The sequence below is a fragment of the Pedobacter ginsenosidimutans genome, from assembly GCF_001442625.1.
GTDB classification, from domain to species: domain Bacteria; phylum Bacteroidota; class Bacteroidia; order Sphingobacteriales; family Sphingobacteriaceae; genus Pedobacter; species Pedobacter ginsenosidimutans.
In genome coordinates, this window is record NZ_LMZQ01000012.1 from 26,129 (window position 1) to 45,025 (window position 18,897).

Here is an 18,897-nt window from a genome sequence, read left to right on the forward strand (position 1 = left end):
AATGAATAAGTTAGAAGCTAAAGTTCTAAAAGCGATCGACACGAAAAAACTTAATCCTGAAATTTTAGGAGAAAGAAAATGGTATAATTATTTTATTAGAGTTACTGAATTAGTTTGGAGTAGAAATTTTCGAGATGGCTATTTAATAGAGATTTATAGTGAGAAAAGTGGTAATCATTTATTATCCTTGAACGTATAAATCCCTAAAAATCAAACTCAATAATCTCATCGTCCTTAAGCATGCGCTCCACAAATTTCTGATGATTTTTCGGTGTGCCAGTAGCCGTCCAGTTTCCGGTGATGATATTATCTACCAATTGATGTTTCCCTCGTTGTGGTTTGAGTTTACTTTCGCGGAAAACTTCTTCATAACTTTCTAAATTGCCATGGGTATGCTGTTTTTTAACAATGCGATAAAGCCTTTTCGTAAAACGGCGGTCGCCAATCTCTTCTAAAAAGGGAAAAATAATCAGCGCCAATAAAACCACAATGGTTACCCCTATAGCCTGTTCGTAATAACCTGAGCCTACGGCCATTCCAATGGCAGCAACAATCCAGATGATACAGGCGGTAGTGAGACCTTTAACGCGGTTTTCTTCCTTAAAAATTACCCCCGCGCCTAAGAAACCGATTCCAGTAACAATGTTGGAGGCAATGCGGTCTTGACTGGTTGGCCCGATTTTGATGGACAGGATGGTAAATAGGGTGGCGCCTAAACCAATCATCATCATGGTTTTGAGTCCGGCAGATTTACTTCTGTATTCTCGTTCTGCTCCGATTATGCCACAAAGCAGGGTCGCCAATAGAAATTTATTGATTTCACTTTGTGTAATGAAATGGTTTTGGTCTATGATCTCGTTCATCGCCTTGAATTATCAAAGGCAAATTAATAAAAATCGTAACATCTTAGGCCATTTGCCCTGCCACCACTCGAACTATTTGGAAAATATTTTTCATAACCCACGCCAATTTCGGATGTTCCGCCGGTATTGGTGTAGTTGATTTTAGAAGTTGTAGCATCATGACTGATACCGAGTCTGAATTTTTCGCCATTTGTTCTGCGGTTAAAAATATCGAAGATTACAGAAAACACAATCGCATCATTTCCATTCGAATTGCCATCATTGCGGTACCATATACCTGCATTTATGCCCGCATATTTATATTGCATACCCGCACTGAACGATTTTACGTTGCCCTGTTTGTAGGCAACTATGGATGGGATGAGGTAATTCCCATCGCGATCGTACTCATCTGGTACCAGGGTTAACTTATAACTTAAATTGCCTGAGATGCGCATCGGCAACTTGGCCTGAAAACCCGATAAGGATTCATCCGGACGGTTAAGGTGATGTACCGCTAATCCCATCATAAATTTCCCTACCACCAGGTTGGCACCCGCATTAGAATCGAAATAATACCGACTATCTATACTTGGTCTTTCGGCGCCAGAAATACTACCAGGAATATACCCTGTGTTGATATCGATCTGATCGCCAAAAACAAGTTTATCCCAGTTTAGCTTTTGGTTGGTGATGCCTCCCTGTAATCCAAATGAAAGGGCAAAGTCGTCTCCCCCGATAATGTAAGCATAACTTACAGCAATATTATTCTTTACCAGATAGGCTGTACCCTCGCTGCTGCGGTTAAAAATTATTCCGATGCCACTGTTTAGTCTCCTTAGATTAAGGTCGCCAGAAGCACTCATGTACGAAAAATCACTTGCTAAACCCGTCCATTGGTTGCGGTATAAGGCATTAAACCTAATGTCGCCCTCAAACTGACCTGTTAAAGCCGGATTTAAGTAAACAGGAGCATTGTAAAACTGCGAATAAATGTGGTCTTGCGCCGAAATCATTAAGGGCAACACTAATGCAAACCAAAATAATATTATCCCTCTCCTCATCATCTTATTAAATATATTACACCTGTTTTCTTTGGAGGAGATGAATCGTAAGTCATCCCTTTCCAATCACTGCCGTTGACAAATTTTATATCTACTTTCCAGTAATAAACACCTTGCGGTTGTTCTTGTCCTTTGTAAGTGCCGTCCCAGCCCTCCAGCGGGGCGCCATCATCCAGTTTGGTCGTTTCCCAAAGTAACTGCCCCCATTTATTAAAAACAGACATGTTCCATTCTTTTATGCCGCGGCCTTTTGCTTTAAAGATTTTAATCTCGTTTTTGGCACTTGCAGGCATAAATGAATTGGGGATATTTAAGTAACCCGGTACACCAATAATCCTTACCGATTGGAAAGTAGTGGAAGAGCAGCCTTCTTTGTTCAGTACTTTCAGGGTTACAGTATAAGTGCCTTCGTTGGCATAAGTATGGTTTGGGTTTTGTAAGGTTGATCCCGATCCATCACCAAAAGTCCACTCCCAGCTTACGGCATCGGTACTGATATCCTTAAAGGCAAATGAATAGTTGGGAATGGATACTTCGTTACCAGGACTAACAGTGAATGTGGCCACTGGTGGTGCAACAATGTGGATAAAATCGGTTTTACTTACAGGAGTGCTGCATTCAATACCAGAGGCCGTTAGGGTAACGGTATAATTTATTCCTGAACCGGAAAAGGTATGTTGTGGTTCAAATTCATTTGATTTTGGAGAACCATCGCCAAAATCCCAAGTGTAGGCTATTGCACCTTTACTGTTGTTTTTAAATTTAACAATAAGATTGGTACAGCCTACTGTCTTATCTGCTGTAAAATCGGCTGTTGGCGATTCCAAAACCGTTACGGTTTCTGTGGCAAAATTTTTGGAACAATCATTCTCCGCATCTAAGCGAATGGTATATCTTCCTGGTTTAAAAAAGGTGTAAGGTTGGTTTCTTAAAGTAGGTATAAACGGAGGCAGTTCTTCGCCCGTATCTTCGTTTTTAAAAGTGTAAACGAAACGGCTGGCACCACTTGTGTTATTAATCAAATGCACCTCATGAGGCACACAGCCTTTTTTCTCGTTTCCATTTACCACTAGGGCTGGTATAATATTATTTGGCGAAACCCTGATTACAACTGGAATTGCATTTGCCTCGCCACAGCTATTCTTAGCTGTCATATTCACAATAAAGTCCTTTACTACGAGTGTCTCGAAAGTATGGCTTATTGTGCTCCTATCAGTAAGAGGATCTGAAGTGGTACCATCCCCAAAATCGTAGGTATAGGTTGTGCCCGCACTTTCTGGGGAAGTATTGCTAAAGTTTACAAGCAGACCAGAACATCCTGTTGTTTTATCGGGCGAAAACATAGAAACAGGTTCTGCATGCACGATAACTTTTGCGGTTTTTATAATTGGAGGACCACATGGTGTGGTGGTTTCTAGGGTAACTTCATAAACAATGTCTTTTCCGGTTGGGTCTGCCAAAAAAGTTTGAGCTGGTGGTTGGGCTAAAGTTGATATTTGTCCATTGCCAAAAATCCATTTAAATGATGCGCCGGTAAGTGGGGTCGTGGTATTGGTAAAAGTAACATTATTAAGCGGGCCGCAGCCTTCAGATATACTTGGAGTAAAAGAAGGCGTAATTACTGGAAGCGTGCTAAATACCTCACTTTTTTCATCAGTATTACAGCCCAAACTACTGGTAACAACGAGTTTTATGGTTACGCTTTCATTACCATTTATGATGGTGTAACCCGGAAATGTTGATCCTATGCCGATTTGTACATTGTTGGCAAACCAGGTATAAATGCTGTTCCTATCGGGATATAAAGTTGCAGCAATATTGTTTGCATCTAAAATAAAAGGAGCGCAATCTACATTTTTATTATAAGTAATTTCTGCCTGGGCATGTGGATTAACTGTTATCTTAATCTGGTTGCTTAAATTGCTACTACAAGGGCCGCTGGCTACCGATCGACGGTAATAAATGCTTACAGTTGGCGTTGGCGGTGTAAAGTTTATGCTGTTTGTGCCCAATACATCGCTCCAGGCTGTTCCATTTAAGCTCGATTGCCATTGATACACATAAGTTCCGCTGCCACCACTCGGCGTAGTACCTGTTAAAGCTGCAGCAACTGTGCCGATACAAATGTTTTGATCGGCAGAAATGGTATTGTTGGTTAAGCCCGGTAAGACGTTAATCTGTAAAGAATTACTAATTGAAGTACAGATGGTGCTGTTCACCAATCTTCTGAAATAGGTTGAGGTGCTTACAATTAGACTTAAATCTTTATTAATGGCCGAAGGAACATTGCTCCAGGTATTTCCATCGGTACTGCTTTGCCATTGGTAAGCGAATGTTCCTGTTCCGCCGGTTGGCATATCGCCCATAATGGTGATACTTTGTCCGGCACAAACCGGCACTGATGATGGCCCAATATTATTGGTAACAGGTGAGTAATAGGTAACCGTTACATCATCTACAGATGGAGGGCAGCCGTTGAAACCAGAAATAGTCCACCTGAAGGTATAAGTTTGCCCTGGTACCAAACCGGTAACCGTAGTGTTGTACAGTGCAGGGTTCGTTATGGTAATGCCGGCTTGTGCTGATGTTAAAGTCCATGTACCGCTGTTAGGCGAAGGATTGTTGCCATTTAAGGTAATGTTGTTTCCACTGCACAAGTTTTGATCTGCGCCTGCATTTGCTGCAACGGTACCCGGATTTACAGTGACTGTGCTTACGGTTGATACGGCTTCTGCACAACTACCACTTTGTACTACTGCACGGTACTGCGTGCTTATAGTGAGGTTAGAAAATACATATGGATTTGCTGTTGAGGTAATTGTAGACCAGTTAACTCCGTTATCGATAGATCTTTCCCAACGGATAATATTTCCAACCTGCCCTGTTAAATTGATGTTTCCACCATTTGCACCTGCACATACATTTACGTCGCCTGTGGTTTGGCCACCAACACTGAGCGGGTTAACCGTAATCTGAACATCATCACTGGATGTAGAACAGTTGGTATCGCTTATTGTCCATCTAAAAGTATAAGTACTTCCTGCCTGTAAACCAGCAATTGTTGTATTGCCCTTTGTGTCATCTGCAAAAGTTACGGCTGTTGGTGCAGTAAGGATTGTCCATTTGCCTGTGCCAACTATTGGTGTATTTCCTTTTAGGGTATAAGTGCTGGCGTTGCAGATCGCTTCATCCGGGCCGGCATTTGGCAGTGTTGCGCTTGGTAAAACCGTAATGGTAATGCTGGCAGGCGTGCCTGGGCAACCATTTGTAGATACAGGTATAATGGTATAAGTTACTGTACCTGCGGTAGTGCCAGAGTTGGTCAAAATATCATTGATCTGTGTTCCTGCCGATGCTACTGCTCTATTGCTATTTCCGGTTATTGCTCCGGTTATCACACTGGTATAAGTATAGTTTACACCTGTTAGGTTTGTTGTTAAGGTTATGGCCGATGAGGTGGCATTACAGATGGTCGAATTGGCTGCAGTTGGTGTTACAACCGGGTTAGGTTTAATGGTAACTACTAAATTAAATGGCGTTCCATCGCAGCCATCAAAATGGGGAGTGATGATATAAGTTACGCTTGCATCGGCATTAAGATCGGTATTGGTGAGGATATCGTTAATGGGGCCGCTTCCGTTGGCGGTATAGCCAGTTGCAGTTCCAGTCGCTGTCCAGGTATAGGTTACACCTGCTACTGCAGAAGTTGGGGTGTATGTAACGCTATTGCCTGTGCAGATGGTTTTAGCTGCTGCACTCGTTAAACTGATATTGGGTTTTATTTTAAGAATGATATCATCATCAATCTGGTTGCAGGGGGCAGCCAGTGCGGTGGTAACCCTTAACCTCAAAGTAACCGTGCCAGCTGTTTTTTCGGCTGGGGTTGGCGTGTAGGTTGCATTTAAATCGTTTCTGCTGGGTGTAAATGTTCCTAATCCGCCAATCCAGGTTTGGGTTGAAGTGGCACCTGTTATGGTTCCGCTAAGTGTAAAACTGGGGTCGTTGAAGCAGATGCTTTGGTCAGTACCCGCACTAATTACGGGAGCCGTGCTGAAGGTTAGGATTTGGGTATCGCTTGCGGTACCACAATTGTTTTTGTGTACAACAGTTACGGTATAAGTATCGTAGCTATCGAATTTTATTGATGGATATTTAGAATTGGAGGTTGTGCCACCAGTAAAGCTATAGGTGCCTGATCCTGATGGTGAAACGGTCCAGGTATAACTATCGGGTAAATCTTTTGTGGTGCCTGTTATTAATGTTTGGGTTGGCCCTGTTGTGGTATTGTTAAAATCGTAAGTAGCCAGGTTACACAGAGTGATATCAGGCGAAAGCGTAGCTACCGGACTTTCATTTACTACAACAGTTTGTGGTAAGCTGGTAATTAACCCACAAGATGGAGTAGTGATGTTTAAGGTGATGGTGTAAGTACCTGGATTGGTGAAATTGAATACTGGTTCTTTACTTGTAGCACTTGTGCCTCCTGTAAAACCAACCGCTGGAGAAACTGACCAAAAGTAACTGTTGGCTGCATCACAGATATTATCTAAAACTGAAAGATCAGAAGCCTTTAAAGTTGTTCCGGAGCAAATGGTAGTTGAAGGCAGACTAAAATCAGGCTTTGGCGGGTCCTGAATACAAATTTGGTTATTGGCCGGATCGGCATCGCAATCGGTCGAAAGATTTTTGGACGTTAATGTAACCGTATGTTCTCCATGGGTGGGAAAGCTGTATACAAAATTGTATGATTTTGGCTTATCAGATTCTATGATTACACCATCCACATACCAGTTATAAGTAACGTTATTGGGGGTACAGCCTGGAGTATTGGTAGTTGGGTTTTCACCCAAAACAGATGTGTTAACAAATGTGATATTTGCATTGGTACAGCCTGGTGTATTATATGTGAACGAGTTTATTGGTTTTACGACCACCTTTGCTGAAGAAGAAACTGGTGTACCCATGGTATTACAGAAAGCATTGGATACGCGTATGGAAACGTCAAAGGCATTATAAATGGTACCGGCGCTCGATGTAGAAACGCTTCCACAAGATGATCTGTCATAAAGATGAGTTACCTTCCCGCCATTAGCAATAATTTCGCAAAGGGTGTGTGTGGTTGTAGTTTGATCACCCCATGTGATGGTATAAATATCTCCCGGGAAATTGTTTTGAATGCCCGAACTCGAGGAAACATCTACGTTAAAGGTAAAATTAGCCGTAGGTAAACATAGTGCCGTATTTCCGGTGTTGGCAAAAGCTGTTATCGCTTTATTGTTGATCAGTAGATAGGCCTTGGTCGCCACAGTGCCATCTGGCATCACGGCTTTGGTATAAATGGTATAATGTGCCTGTTGAGCGGTGAAAGGTTGTATTGGAGTGGGAAAATTGATTAAAGTTGGGCTCCCCCCATTTACTTCGTCGGTTATACTCGCGGTAACCGTACTGTTTGCTGTAGATGCATTTGTAAGGAAGAAAGAATTATTGGCCTTGCTGGTGCAGGTACCAAAAGTTTCATCATTTGCCGCATTTAACAATGTTGATGTCAATTTAGCCTCAACTGGTGATCCTGCCTTTACTTCAAAAGCGGTCGATGGTGTGCTTGTGGATGCAGGAGTGGTAGATTTTATCCTAACCTGATAACCTGTGCCAGTCGTAAGAGCTGCGGGAAGTCTGCCATTTATGTAAGTGCTATAAAAGCCAGCATAAGTACCGATAAGTGTTTCTGTTGCGAAACTTCCATTTTGGTCTGATAAATAGAGCTGAAATTGGTTTCCCTGTGATATGCAACTTGTTGGCACTTTAAAAGGAACGGCAATGGTACTGCCTGGTGTATACGGTCCTGGGTCTATTGTACCAATGGTTACCTGCGCGAAAACATTCGACGTGAACAAAAATGCCCCAAAAAACAGGACAAAAGAAAGCCATTTCCTTTTACAACGAATCTTCATAAATCTCTAACACTAGGGAATGATTTTATTGCGTTCTGGAAGCTTTGTTAGTGAACCTTGCTTTAATCCAATCTCAGAGATGAGTATTAGACCTAAGACGCGTCAATAAATATTCGTTTGCAAAGAACGTGATTTTAGTACTACGCTTATAAAACTTTACACCAACGTCAACTAAATGAATGGGTTATAGAATGGATAAAGCTTCGTTTTTGCTACAATAAGGCATAAAAAAACCCTCAAGGCCTTATGCCTTGAGGGTGTATTTTTACACGAAATCGTTTCGTTGCAGAATGGTATTACATCATACCACCCATGCCACCGCCGCCCATTGGAGGCATTGGAGCACCACCTTCTTCAGGTTCGTCTGCTAAAACAACTTCAGTAGTTAATAACATCGCTGCAATAGAAGCTGCATTTTCTAACGCTACACGGCTTACTTTAGTCGGATCGATAACACCAGCACCAATTAAGTTTTCGTAAACATCAGTACGTGCATTGTAACCAAAATCAGCTTTACCTTCCTTAACTTTTTGAACTACGATAGAACCTTCAATACCTGCGTTTTCGCAAATCTGACGTAATGGCTCTTCGATAGCGCGACGGATGATCTGGATACCAGTATTTTCATCTTCGTTAGCACCTTTTAGGTTAGCTAAAGCTTCAACCGCACGGATAAAAGCAACACCACCACCGGCAACAATACCTTCTTCTACAGCCGCACGGGTTGCATGTAAAGCATCATCAACACGGTCTTTTTTCTCTTTCATTTCAACCTCACTGGCTGCACCTACATAAAGAACGGCAACACCGCCAGCTAATTTAGCCAAACGCTCTTGTAATTTTTCTTTATCGTAATCAGATGTAGTCGTTTCGATCTGAGATTTAATTTGGCTAACACGTGATTTAATATCATCTGAGTTACCTGCGCCGTTAATTACTGTTGTATTGTCTTTATCAACAACAACTTTCTCAGCAGAACCTAAATAAGTTAAATCAGCATTTTCTAATTTGTAACCTCTTTCTTCTGATACCACAATACCACCGGTTAAGATCGCGATGTCTTCTAACATTGCTTTTCTTCTATCACCAAAACCTGGAGCTTTAACAGCAACAACTTTTAACGAACCACGGATTTTGTTAACTACCAATGTTGCTAAAGCTTCGCCATCTAAATCTTCAGAAATGATTACCAATGGTTTGCCAGTTTGAACAGTTTTTTCTAAAACCGGTAACAATTCTTTCATGTTACTGATTTTTTTGTCGTAGATTAAAATGTAAGGATTTTCTAATTCAGCTTCCATTTTATCTGCATTGGTAACAAAGTATGGAGATAAATAACCTCTGTCAAATTGCATACCTTCTACTGTTTTAACTTCAGTTTCGGTACCTTTTGCTTCTTCAACCGTAATTACACCATCTTTACCAACTTTGCTCATTGCCTCAGCAATTAACGAACCGATAACTTCGTCGTTGTTAGCCGAGATAGAGGCAACTTGTTTAATTTTATTGTTATCATCACCAACCGCTTGCGATTGAGATTTTAAGTTTTCTACAACAGCAGCAACCGCTTTGTCAATACCACGTTTTAAATCCATTGGGTTTGCACCAGCAGCAACGTTTTTAATACCTGTAGTAATAATTGCCTGAGCCAATACAGTTGCAGTAGTAGTACCATCACCAGCAATATCAGCTGTTTTTGATGCTACTTCTTTAACCATTTGAGCACCCATGTTCTCAACGGCATCTTTCAATTCGATTTCCTTTGCAACTGTAACACCATCTTTAGTGATTGCTGGTGAACCGAATTTTTTATCGATAATTACGTTACGGCCTTTTGGACCTAAAGTTACTTTTACTGCATTTGCAAGAATATCAACACCTCTTTTCAGGGCATCACGAGCTTCTACGTTATATTTTACTTGTTTTGACATTTTTAAGAATATTTTAAAGTTTTAATGTTGGAAGGTTGAAACATTTCACTCCTCCGATTTATATAACATTACAACATTACTACGTTGCAACATTTTAATTTTTACCCAACAACAGCGTAAATATCAGTTTCGCGCATAATTAAGTAATCTTTACCTTCATAAGGGAATTCGGTACCACCGTATTTACCATAAATTACAACATCGCCAACTTTTACACTCGCTTTTTTACCTTCAGCATCTTCTTCAGAAACAGAAACTACAGTTCCTTTAGATGGTTTTTCTTTTGCAGTATCAGGGATATACAAACCTGATGCAGTTTTCTCTTCTGCCGCAGCCGGTTCAACTATTACTCTGTTCGAACTGCCAGCAATTGGTTTAAGGTTTAACGCCATAACTTTTATTATTTTTTTATTTTGATTTGAGTTTTTAACTAAGCTTACAATTAACACTTTTTATGCCAAGAGGTTTAGCGGGACAAATTTTCACCAAACTGTCAAACTTTTCACGCTAATTGAGAATGTGGGTGTCAGCATGGCAGTAAGTTTTGATTTTTTGAGCCAGATTTATTGTATAGATATTCAGCGTTGACAACTTACTAACCTGTATGCTCTTAGTTCGCCAGCCCTTGTTAGCTAAATTGGAACTTTCTCTGTTAAATATTTCCAATATCTTTTAGGTACATGCTGCAGATGCAGTTTGGTGTTTTTCCGCGCGACAATGTTGGCGCTTTTGAAATAATCTTTCCAAAGGGTAGTGTACAATGCCTCACGCTCGTCCATTAAAACTGGTGCAAGATTTTGCTTATCTGCACCGTTGCTAAAGCTGATCGTAATTTCTTCCACGCTTGTTAAATTATAATGCAAACCATATTTGCGCTTTAAATCGTAAATTACCCAAGGCTGATCGGCGTAACGGTTTTTAAAATGACTGGATATTAAGGGCAGTACATTAAAATCAGGATCTATATTGGCGTAAAATATTCCATCACCAGTTTTTTGAAAACGGATAAATGCTTCCATTCTGTGTTTTTCCCTTTCTACACTTTTGGCATACTTAGCCAGTGCAATTACATGCGGATTGCCATAATTACTTTCTGCACCCAATTGATTTTGAAAAATGTATATGGTGAACTGAAAGACGTGGTTGTAAGCCTCGGGTATTTCTGATAAATAAGTACAATAGTATTTGCGCTGCCAATCCTTTTTGAGTTTATTTTGCAGCCCTGCCCAAACCCGATCTGCTTTTTCTGCATTGGTGTTAACTGTAAAACTTTCTACAAAAGCTTCAGGCTGAAAAATTGAAGTAGATTTTAGCACAACTTTTCCTGGTTTACGTTCAAACCATTCGAAAACAGCGGTTAATAAACCTTGAAAAGTGCCGTCGAAAATGTAGGTCATAATTTAAATTGACAGGTTTTATATCGGTCGTCATTCCCGCGCAGGCGGGAATCTTAATGCCCTAAGCTTTAAGATTCCCAGTCAAGTTGGGAACGACGCGTCTCGTTAAACGGACAGTGCTTTTAAAACAAAATCATCTGATTGTTATCTGTTTTTAAATATTTGCTCTGGCTTTCAGCTAAAATAAAAGCCTTGATCTGTGTGCCCTGATAATCTTTCAGCTGATAGGGGCTATCCAGGCAAACAATAAAGTGTTTGGCCCGGTTATAAGCCACGCCGATTTTTTTCAACTGATCAATCCTGAGTTTTCCGAATTTTCTGGCCTGCACAATTTTTTGGGCCGACATTACGCCGATACCCGGTATCCGGAGGATCATTTTATAATCAGCCGTATTAATATCCACAGGGAAATGTTGCATATTTCTAATCGCCCAGCTTAATTTTGGATCGATATCAATATCAAGGTTTGGGTTGGCATCGTTTAAAATTTCCTGTACTTTAAAACCATAAAACCGCATCAGCCAATCGGTTTGATACAACCTGTTTTCTCTTAGCAATGGTGGCTGTGTACCAAGTATTGGCATCCTGGTGTCATTGCTAATGGGTACATAACCCGAATAATAAACTCTTTTTAGAGAAAAATTTTTGTAAAACGTATTCGCGGTGTACATGATATCTTTGTCGCTTTCTGGCGTGGCGCCAATAACCATCTGTGTGCTTTGTCCTGCAGGTACAAATGTTGGTACATGTTTGATCAGTTTTTTATCGGCAGTAAACTGGCTAATCTGCTGTTGCACAAAAGCCAAAGGTTTAATTACTTCCCCATGGTTTTTCTCGGGAGCCAAAAGCTTCAGGCCGGCTTCAGTTGGCATTTCTAAATTAATACTCATCCGGTCAGCATATAAGCCAGCTTCCTTAATCAGTTCATCACTGGCGCCCGGAATGGTTTTTAAATGGATATAGCCGTTGTAGTTCTGTTCCAAACGGAGTTTTTTAACGACTAACAACAGCCGTTCCATGGTAAAATCGGCATTTTTGAAAATCCCTGAGCTTAAGAACAAGCCTTCAATATAGTTGCGGCGATAAAAATTCATGGTCAGTTCTACTACTTCATCAACGGTAAAGGCCGCACGTTTTACATCGTTGCTTTTTCGCGAAACGCAGAACAAACAATCGTAGATACAATGATTGGTTAGGAGGATTTTTAAAAGCGAAACACATCTGCCATCTTCAGTATAAGTATGGCAAATGCCCGATGCATGGCTATCGCCAAGGCCTTTATTGGTGTTTTTTCTCGTGCCGCCGCTTGATGAACAAGAAACATCATATTTAGCGGCGTCAGCAAGAATATTTAATTTTTCACGGATTCGATCGAACATAGGGATATATTTACTAACAAAGATAGTTTAATAACTAAAAATATTAGCAAATAGATTTGTTTAACCTATTCTATTTTGGAATAATAGCGTTAATTAAAACTGTTAGAAGGGTTGAGCTTTCTGCTTATTGGCAGTTGATGCGCAATATTATAGCTTTCCTGATAGTATTGCAGCTCAGAAAAGAAGCGGTCGGCCTCTATTTCGTGGTTTTTAAGCGGACTAAAGTTGGCGACGAAATCTGGGTTTTTAAATGCAATTTGATAAAAGTACCCTCCATTGTGGTTATCGAACATTTCAGTTACGCTGCTTACATTTTCCCATCCAGAAAAAAACTCGGTTCTCCGGTATAAGAAAGAAGTGCTTTTTAATTTAAAGCTTATACCTTTTTCACTGATTAAAATTTTACTATGTACAAAAATCTGTGTTTTGGTAATCCATAATAAAAGAAGTGCCATTAAAATAATTGATAGCGAAACAAATATCAAAGTAGACGTTTCGGAAAGCGATGAAGGTAAACTAAAAAGACAATACAACATTAAGGAAATGAAGAACACAGGAATGCCAACCATCGCGATTAACAAAACACTATTTTTATGGTATTTTAGTTTGTAAGGATGCATGAGGATTAATTTTTGTAAAGTTAAGCCCTAATGCATTGTTCCGGAATACTTACTATTAGGTATTTTAATGGCTTATAGTTGATTATTTGCCATCCCATTCTTTATAAAAGTGATCCAGATACAGCAGCATAAAATTGTGTCTTTCTGTGGCTATTGCTTTACCTGCTTCCGTATTCATCATGTCTTTCAATAACAGCAGTTTTTCGTAAAAATGGTTAATGGTAGGCGCGGTGGTATTTTTATAACTTTCTTTAGTGAGGTGTTCTTCGGGTAAAATAGCCGGATCGTAAAGTACCCTGTTTTTGAATCCACCATAGGTAAATGCTCTTGCAATGCCAATGGCCCCAATTGCGTCTAAGCGATCTGCATCCTGTACAATTTGCATTTCTTTTGAGGTGAAACCTGAGCCATCAAAACTATTTTTGAACGACATGTTCTGGATAATCAGTTTAACATGGGCAATAACCTCAGTATCAACAGCTATCGATGCTAAAAATGAAGCAGCCATTTTCGGCCCCAGTTCTTCATCCCCATTATTAAATTTAGGATCAGCAATATCATGCAACAATGCGGCAAAGGCTACTACAAGTTCATCACCATTTTCTTGTTGATTAATGGTTTGAGCGGTTTTAAAAACACGTTCAATATGGAACCAATCGTGCCCTGCCTCGGCATTAGCCAATGTTTTCTGAACAAAATCGATAGTTTTTTGAATGGTAGCCTGCATAGTTCTAAATTTGTTCCAAAGGTATTGGAATTATTTGCAGGGTAAAAGAAATGATATCAACAGCGCCTGGGTATTAACTCGCAGCTGCTGTCCTGTTCTCATCATCAGCAATAATTTTAATTAAATCATTGTGGTTAAGAGTTAATAAATGAGATACTTCAACCTCCAAAATTGCTGCAATTTGGAACAAACGATCGATCGTTAATTTACTATAACCGAGCTCAATTTTGCTATAAGCATTTTGAGATATTTTCAATTTCGCCGCCAGATAATCCTGAGTATAATCTCTGTATTCTCTAATTTTTCTGATATTCCCGGCAACATTCTTTGTCTTTAAAGCCAATACATCTTCCATAAAAAGGGGATAAATTTTTTAATGTTTTTTCATTATGTACGAAACTTTAACCGCAACAGTTTTTAAAAGTATAAATTTTAGCACTATTGGGAATTACGCGAAACGGATTAATGAACTAAATGTTACAACAAAAAAATAACCTAAATGTTTAAGCGTTCTTTTTTTGGTTGATAATCAAGCTTTTGTGATGATTGTGTTCTTTTGATAGAAGGGGCTAATGAGATATTTAGAAACATTATTACGTTAGGCCGTTCAAATCAACAAGAGAAAAGGTGGGGGTAAGAAAATACAGGAAAATTAACTATTAAGGGTTAGTATAGCCCCCAGTCATCTTCAAATTCGTCTTTTTCGAAATATTTAACCCATTCGATAAAGAGTAGACGAAACTTTTCAATTTCGTCTAAAACAATATCTTTATATTCTGGAGTGCAGATTTCGAACATATCTGCTGCTCTCACCTGGGTTTCTAATTCACGGCAATTGGTTCTGATAATAGAGGCATTTTCCATTCTTAAAATATACATATCTGCACCTTCTGCCCCAACAATTTTAGGACATAACATGAGGGCATTCTGCATAATTAAGTTAGCGGTCATTTCGGCCATCTCTCCTTCCAGCGTTTCGCAGAACAGGGCAGCATATTTATATACAGCTCTTGCCTGGTTGTAAAGGCTTTTAGCCCTGGTCACTTTTAGTCTGACCTTTTCTGCATCAACACTTGATAGATTTTCTTCATCCTCATCATCCCGGCCAAATCGGCTAAAATGTTCCCATTCGGGCATATGGTCCATGTCATCAAATTCCATATTCTTCAAAATTTTTTACGTTATGGTACGTAAGAGAGCGTAATATATTAATTTTCAATGAAAAAGACTAGGCCTCAATTAACGGCGCCCGGCGAGAGCCGTCATATAATTCATACTCTAGTAAACGACAGTCTAATTTACCATTATAAAATTCAACTTTTTTAGCAGCTTTTAATCCAATTTTCTTTGCAAGATCAGGATTTCCAGTGAAAATATATCCAGAATAGCCCTTGCATTTCGTTTTCATAAAATCGCCCATACGTTTATAAGTCAATTCTAACTTGCTATGCACCCCTAAACGTTCACCATACTCAGGGTTAAAAACAACAACACCTTTGCCATCTTCAGGAACTGGCGTTAATTCAAAATCGCAAACTTCGAATTCGATTAAAGTATCAACACCAGCAGTTTTAGCATTTCTACGGGTTACTTCAACTGCATCTTCCGAAAGATCGGAAGCTACGATTTTAAGGTCGACATTTTTAATTACCTGATCTTTTAAAATTCTACGCTCGGCGAAAAAATCTTCTTCGTTATAACCTAAGATATGCATAAAGCCATAATTCATGCGGTATAATCCAGGGGCACGGTTGGTTGCAATCAGCGCTGCTTCGATAGCTAAAGTTCCTGAACCGCACATTGGGTTAATAAATGGTGATTTCTTATCCCAGTTTGTTGCCAGAATAACCCCCGCGGCTAAAGCTTCTAACATAGGGGCCTTACCAGGTATTTTACGGTAACCGTGTTTGGCAAGGGTTTCGCCTGAAGTATCCATAAAAACATCGGCGTCTGCATCTTTCCAGTATAAATGCACTACTGTTTTGTTTGCATCAGATCCAGAGTTAGGGCGGATGCCTTTTTTCTCTTTCATGCGGTCTACTATTGCATCCTTTACTTTTAAGTTTGCGAAAAGTGGCGTGGTAATATTTGGGTTATCAACATTTGAGGTTACCGAGAAATAACCCGAAAAATCAATCAGTTCTTCCCACTCAATGGCTGCAATTTCATTGTATAAATCATCGGGTGTAATGGCCTTGAAACTTTTTATGGCATAGAGAATCTGACTGGCACAACGCAAGTTCAAATTGAGCTTTATGCACTCTGTGAGGGTGATATTGAGCTCAACACCCGTAGCGAAAGATCTTTCTATGGTGTAACCTAAAGCCGTAACTTCATCTTGTAAATAGGGCGAAAGGCGCTTGTTGCAGGTAATAATTACCTTGCTTTTATTGTGGAAAACTTGCATCATAATATATGCGAAGTTATCAATAAAATTATAGAGATTTGATGTTTATAGTACATTAAGTAGTATTAGATATGGAAATTAAAGGAAAAGTACACGAAGTAGGTGCCACACAACAAGTAAGTGAAACGTTTAAAAAACGTGATTTAATAGTAGAATACGCAGAAAATCCAACATACCCAGAATATATCCGTTTTGAGGCTTTACAAGATAAAACTGCATTATTAGATACATTTAAAGCAGGCGATGAGGTTGAGGTTTTCTTTAATTTACGTGGTCGTCCTTGGACAGATAAAGCAGGTAAAACATCATATTTTAACAGTTTGGTTATTTGGCGTATAAATGCAGTTGCAGCAGGTGCTCCAGCAGCTACACCAGCTTATGCAGCTCCGGTTGATGTAAGCAATGCACCAGGTGAAGATGATGATTTGCCTTTCTAAATAAAGAATCTTTTTTAAGCAAACAATTTTGAACCATGCCGAGGCTTTAGTCTCGGCATTTTTTTTGCCCTTTTGCCAGACATCCGAAGTTTATCTGGCTCGTGGCACAGCAAACTTCGGATGCCTTTCGCGCGCATGCGCTGTTAAAATATGTTAAAAACAAACACTTCGCTTAGCTAATCAGTATTTTTGATATCTGTTTAGATTTAAGAAGATTATGCTCCGGTTTTTTTAATTTAAAACCAATCTAGTTCATGAAGAAAAAGAGTTTTTGGTTAATTACCGTTTTAATGACGGTAGCTTTGCTTGGTGTTTTTGTAATGCAGCTGTATTACATCAGGGAATCGTATAAACTAAAATCTCAGCTTTTTGATGAGCAGGTAAACCAAACGTTAACATCGGTAGTAAATAAACTACAGCGCAGAAATGTTGCCGATCACTTAAATCGGAAAGACGCTGAAAATAAACTGAAACAACTACAAGACTCCAGGCAAAGGGCGTTAGACATTAAGGATTTACGGCAACAATATGTACAAGAGGCAGAGCTGCGGCAAGCCGAAAGGGAAAATCAGATCGAAAGTTACCTGAACCAACAAGATAGTATTATCCGCGTATCTTACCGGGCGCCCAATGTAATTTCTGAAAGGGAATATACTTCGTTGAGTTCAAAGAACGGCGACAAGCTGGATTTGCAGATGGATGCGATTATTGATATCAAAAGCCTTATTTTAAAAGGTTATAGCATGCGCACAAAACCTTTTACAGCGCCACCAAAAGCATTCGAATTTAAAAGTTTACAAAGTTTGCCCGATACATTAAGGTATTTGGTTTTTGATCCCAGAGATGGTAGCCCCGGTTTTGCAAATGTTCCAAAAATCCCTAACGATTTACAGAAAAAATTTCAACGTGAAGATGAGATTGAGCGGAAAAAATTAGAACTTAAAATTGCAGCGTTGGGCAAAGACACTTTTTCGTATACCCGATCGAGTGTAGTTGAGGATGTATCTAAAGAACTTCAGGAAACCAATGTGCCAATCTATAAACGCATTAATTTTAATTCGTTAGGCAATTTATTAAAACAAGAACTCCTTGCCAATAATATTACACTAGAACCTTCTTACCGGATTTCGTTAGCCAGAAAAGATTCGACCATTTTTATGACGGCATCTAACGTTAAAGGAGAGTTTTTACCCGAAAACACCTATAAAACACCTTTGTTTGGGAACGATATCTTTCGCGATCCAGGGATGCTTTTCGTCAGTTTTCCCAATAAAAATTCGGCAATTATTTCTAACCTAAGTGCAACACTGGCCTCATCCATCGGCCTGTTACTGGTACTTGTTTTTATTTTCTCATATACCCTTTATGCCATTTTAAAGCAGAAAAAACTGTCGGAGATGAAAACAGATTTCATCAATAACATGACGCACGAGTTTAAAACCCCTGTTGCTACTATTATGATTGCGAGCGAAGCTTTGAAAGATCCGGAGGTGACAGAAGATAAGGCCAGATTAAAACGCCTTGCAGGGATTATTTATGATGAAAATGTTCGTTTAGGTAACCATATTGAACGCGTTTTAAGTATTGCCCGCTTAGAAAAAGGTGAACTTAAAATGGAGAACACAGAAGTGGATGTGAACGATTTGATTGTGATTGTGTTGGATAGCATGGAATTGCAATTACAGAAAAGGAATGCCATTATCAATGTACATACCAATGCAGAAAATGCCGTTGTATATGGCGATGAGCTGCATTTGTCCAATGTAATTTATAACCTTATTGATAATGCAAATAAATACAGTAGCGATACGCCAGAGATTACGATTACTACCCGCAATACTGGTAAAAATTTAATTATCGAAATAGCAGATAAAGGCATTGGAATGACCAAGGAGCAGTCTAAACGGATTTTCGACCAGTTTTATAGGGTGCCAACAGGTAATTTACACGATGTTAAAGGCTTTGGCTTAGGTTTAAATTATGTTCAGGATATAATTAAAAAATTGAATGGAACCGTTAAGGTAAGTAGCGAAAAAGATAGAGGAACCACGTTCGAAATATCTTTACCTTTATAATTAAACATCGGTACAAAAGCTTACTTTATCGATACATTAAAATAGAACAGGTTTAATTTAGCTAATA

15 protein-coding genes are annotated in these 18,897 nt (G+C 39.4%); 3 read left to right on the top strand and 12 right to left on the bottom strand.

The window, feature by feature from the left end:
• Nucleotide 1: 1 nt before the first annotated feature.
• Nucleotides 2-199: a hypothetical protein gene (locus ASU31_RS15590; RefSeq protein WP_057933216.1), complete on the top strand. Its 198-nt coding sequence runs from the start codon at nt 2-4 to the stop codon at nt 197-199.
• Nucleotides 200-203: 4 nt separating this feature from the next.
• Here ASU31_RS15590 and ASU31_RS15595 read toward each other — a convergent pair whose 3' ends face one another.
• From ASU31_RS15595 to ASU31_RS15655, 12 genes are all read right to left on the bottom strand, one after another.
• The gene (locus ASU31_RS15595) at nt 204-863 is read right to left on the bottom strand and encodes an MgtC/SapB family protein (protein ID WP_057933217.1); all 660 of its coding nucleotides are present in this window, start codon (nt 861-863) and stop codon (nt 204-206) included.
• 23 nt (nt 864-886) lie between these two features.
• Nucleotides 887-1,909 (bottom strand): PorP/SprF family type IX secretion system membrane protein, encoded by a 1,023-nt coding sequence (locus ASU31_RS15600; RefSeq protein WP_057933218.1) that lies wholly within the window; start codon nt 1,907-1,909, stop codon nt 887-889.
• Complete coding sequence (locus ASU31_RS15605; protein ID WP_057933219.1) at nt 1,906-7,857, bottom strand: PKD domain-containing protein; 5,952 nt, start codon at nt 7,855-7,857, stop codon at nt 1,906-1,908. Before ASU31_RS15605 ends, ASU31_RS15600 begins: the two co-directional genes overlap by 4 nt.
• A gap of 296 nt (nt 7,858-8,153) precedes the next feature.
• Entirely contained in the window at nt 8,154-9,788 is a 1,635-nt protein-coding gene (groL, locus tag ASU31_RS15610) for a chaperonin GroEL (RefSeq protein WP_057933220.1), read from the bottom strand.
• Between the two features lie 101 nt (nt 9,789-9,889).
• The gene (locus ASU31_RS15615) at nt 9,890-10,180 is read right to left on the bottom strand and encodes a co-chaperone GroES (protein WP_010599229.1); all 291 of its coding nucleotides are present in this window, start codon (nt 10,178-10,180) and stop codon (nt 9,890-9,892) included.
• Between the two features lie 240 nt (nt 10,181-10,420).
• Nucleotides 10,421-11,185 carry a TIGR03915 family putative DNA repair protein gene (locus tag ASU31_RS15620; RefSeq protein ID WP_057933221.1) on the bottom strand — a complete coding sequence of 255 codons (765 nt, stop codon included), beginning with the start codon at nt 11,183-11,185 and terminating at the stop codon, nt 10,421-10,423.
• A 122-nt stretch (nt 11,186-11,307) separates the two neighbouring features.
• Nucleotides 11,308-12,564 carry a putative DNA modification/repair radical SAM protein gene (locus ASU31_RS15625; RefSeq protein WP_057933222.1) on the bottom strand — a complete coding sequence of 419 codons (1,257 nt, stop codon included), beginning with the start codon at nt 12,562-12,564 and terminating at the stop codon, nt 11,308-11,310.
• Between the two features lie 89 nt (nt 12,565-12,653).
• Nucleotides 12,654-13,184: a hypothetical protein gene (locus tag ASU31_RS15630; RefSeq protein WP_157258037.1), complete on the bottom strand. Its 531-nt coding sequence runs from the start codon at nt 13,182-13,184 to the stop codon at nt 12,654-12,656.
• An 82-nt stretch (nt 13,185-13,266) separates the two neighbouring features.
• Nucleotides 13,267-13,911 (bottom strand): HD domain-containing protein, encoded by a 645-nt coding sequence (locus ASU31_RS15640; RefSeq protein WP_057933224.1) that lies wholly within the window; start codon nt 13,909-13,911, stop codon nt 13,267-13,269.
• A gap of 73 nt (nt 13,912-13,984) precedes the next feature.
• Nucleotides 13,985-14,266, bottom strand: coding sequence for a helix-turn-helix domain-containing protein (locus ASU31_RS15645; protein WP_029274217.1), 282 nt, complete (start codon nt 14,264-14,266; stop codon nt 13,985-13,987).
• Between the two features lie 311 nt (nt 14,267-14,577).
• On the bottom strand, nt 14,578-15,072 hold the full coding sequence (locus ASU31_RS15650; protein ID WP_057933225.1) for a hypothetical protein: 495 nt from the start codon (nt 15,070-15,072) through the stop codon (nt 14,578-14,580).
• 67 nt (nt 15,073-15,139) lie between these two features.
• Complete coding sequence (locus ASU31_RS15655; protein WP_057933303.1) at nt 15,140-16,318, bottom strand: THUMP domain-containing class I SAM-dependent RNA methyltransferase; 1,179 nt, start codon at nt 16,316-16,318, stop codon at nt 15,140-15,142.
• A 71-nt stretch (nt 16,319-16,389) separates the two neighbouring features.
• Between ASU31_RS15655 and ASU31_RS15660 the strand changes: the two genes are divergently transcribed.
• Both ASU31_RS15660 and ASU31_RS15665 read left to right on the top strand, forming a co-directional pair.
• Nucleotides 16,390-16,755 carry a DUF3127 domain-containing protein gene (locus ASU31_RS15660; protein WP_057933226.1) on the top strand — a complete coding sequence of 122 codons (366 nt, stop codon included), beginning with the start codon at nt 16,390-16,392 and terminating at the stop codon, nt 16,753-16,755.
• Between the two features lie 254 nt (nt 16,756-17,009).
• Nucleotides 17,010-18,830 carry a sensor histidine kinase gene (locus ASU31_RS15665; RefSeq protein WP_057933227.1) on the top strand — a complete coding sequence of 607 codons (1,821 nt, stop codon included), beginning with the start codon at nt 17,010-17,012 and terminating at the stop codon, nt 18,828-18,830.
• The last annotated feature ends 67 nt before the right edge of the window (nt 18,831-18,897 follow it).

Excerpts from the sequence above, each read along its gene's own strand:
- ASU31_RS15650 (WP_057933225.1), bottom strand. The coding sequence starts at position 15,072 with ATGGAATTTGATGACATGGACCATATGCCCGAATGGGAACATTTTAGC.
- ASU31_RS15630 (WP_157258037.1), bottom strand. The coding sequence starts at position 13,184 with ATGCATCCTTACAAACTAAAATACCATAAAAATAGTGTTTTGTTAATC.
- ASU31_RS15590 (WP_057933216.1), top strand. The coding sequence starts at position 2 with ATGAATAAGTTAGAAGCTAAAGTTCTAAAAGCGATCGACACGAAAAAA.
- ASU31_RS15660 (WP_057933226.1), top strand. The coding sequence starts at position 16,390 with ATGGAAATTAAAGGAAAAGTACACGAAGTAGGTGCCACACAACAAGTA.
- ASU31_RS15665 (WP_057933227.1), top strand. The coding sequence starts at position 17,010 with ATGAAGAAAAAGAGTTTTTGGTTAATTACCGTTTTAATGACGGTAGCT.
- ASU31_RS15615 (WP_010599229.1), bottom strand. The coding sequence starts at position 10,180 with ATGGCGTTAAACCTTAAACCAATTGCTGGCAGTTCGAACAGAGTAATA.
- ASU31_RS15645 (WP_029274217.1), bottom strand. The coding sequence starts at position 14,266 with ATGGAAGATGTATTGGCTTTAAAGACAAAGAATGTTGCCGGGAATATC.
- ASU31_RS15605 (WP_057933219.1), bottom strand. The coding sequence starts at position 7,857 with ATGAAGATTCGTTGTAAAAGGAAATGGCTTTCTTTTGTCCTGTTTTTT.
- ASU31_RS15620 (WP_057933221.1), bottom strand. The coding sequence starts at position 11,185 with ATGACCTACATTTTCGACGGCACTTTTCAAGGTTTATTAACCGCTGTT.
- ASU31_RS15595 (WP_057933217.1), bottom strand. The coding sequence starts at position 863 with ATGAACGAGATCATAGACCAAAACCATTTCATTACACAAAGTGAAATC.
- ASU31_RS15640 (WP_057933224.1), bottom strand. The coding sequence starts at position 13,911 with ATGCAGGCTACCATTCAAAAAACTATCGATTTTGTTCAGAAAACATTG.
- ASU31_RS15625 (WP_057933222.1), bottom strand. The coding sequence starts at position 12,564 with ATGTTCGATCGAATCCGTGAAAAATTAAATATTCTTGCTGACGCCGCT.
- ASU31_RS15600 (WP_057933218.1), bottom strand. The coding sequence starts at position 1,909 with ATGATGAGGAGAGGGATAATATTATTTTGGTTTGCATTAGTGTTGCCC.
- groL (WP_057933220.1), bottom strand. The coding sequence starts at position 9,788 with ATGTCAAAACAAGTAAAATATAACGTAGAAGCTCGTGATGCCCTGAAA.
- ASU31_RS15655 (WP_057933303.1), bottom strand. The coding sequence starts at position 16,318 with ATGCAAGTTTTCCACAATAAAAGCAAGGTAATTATTACCTGCAACAAG.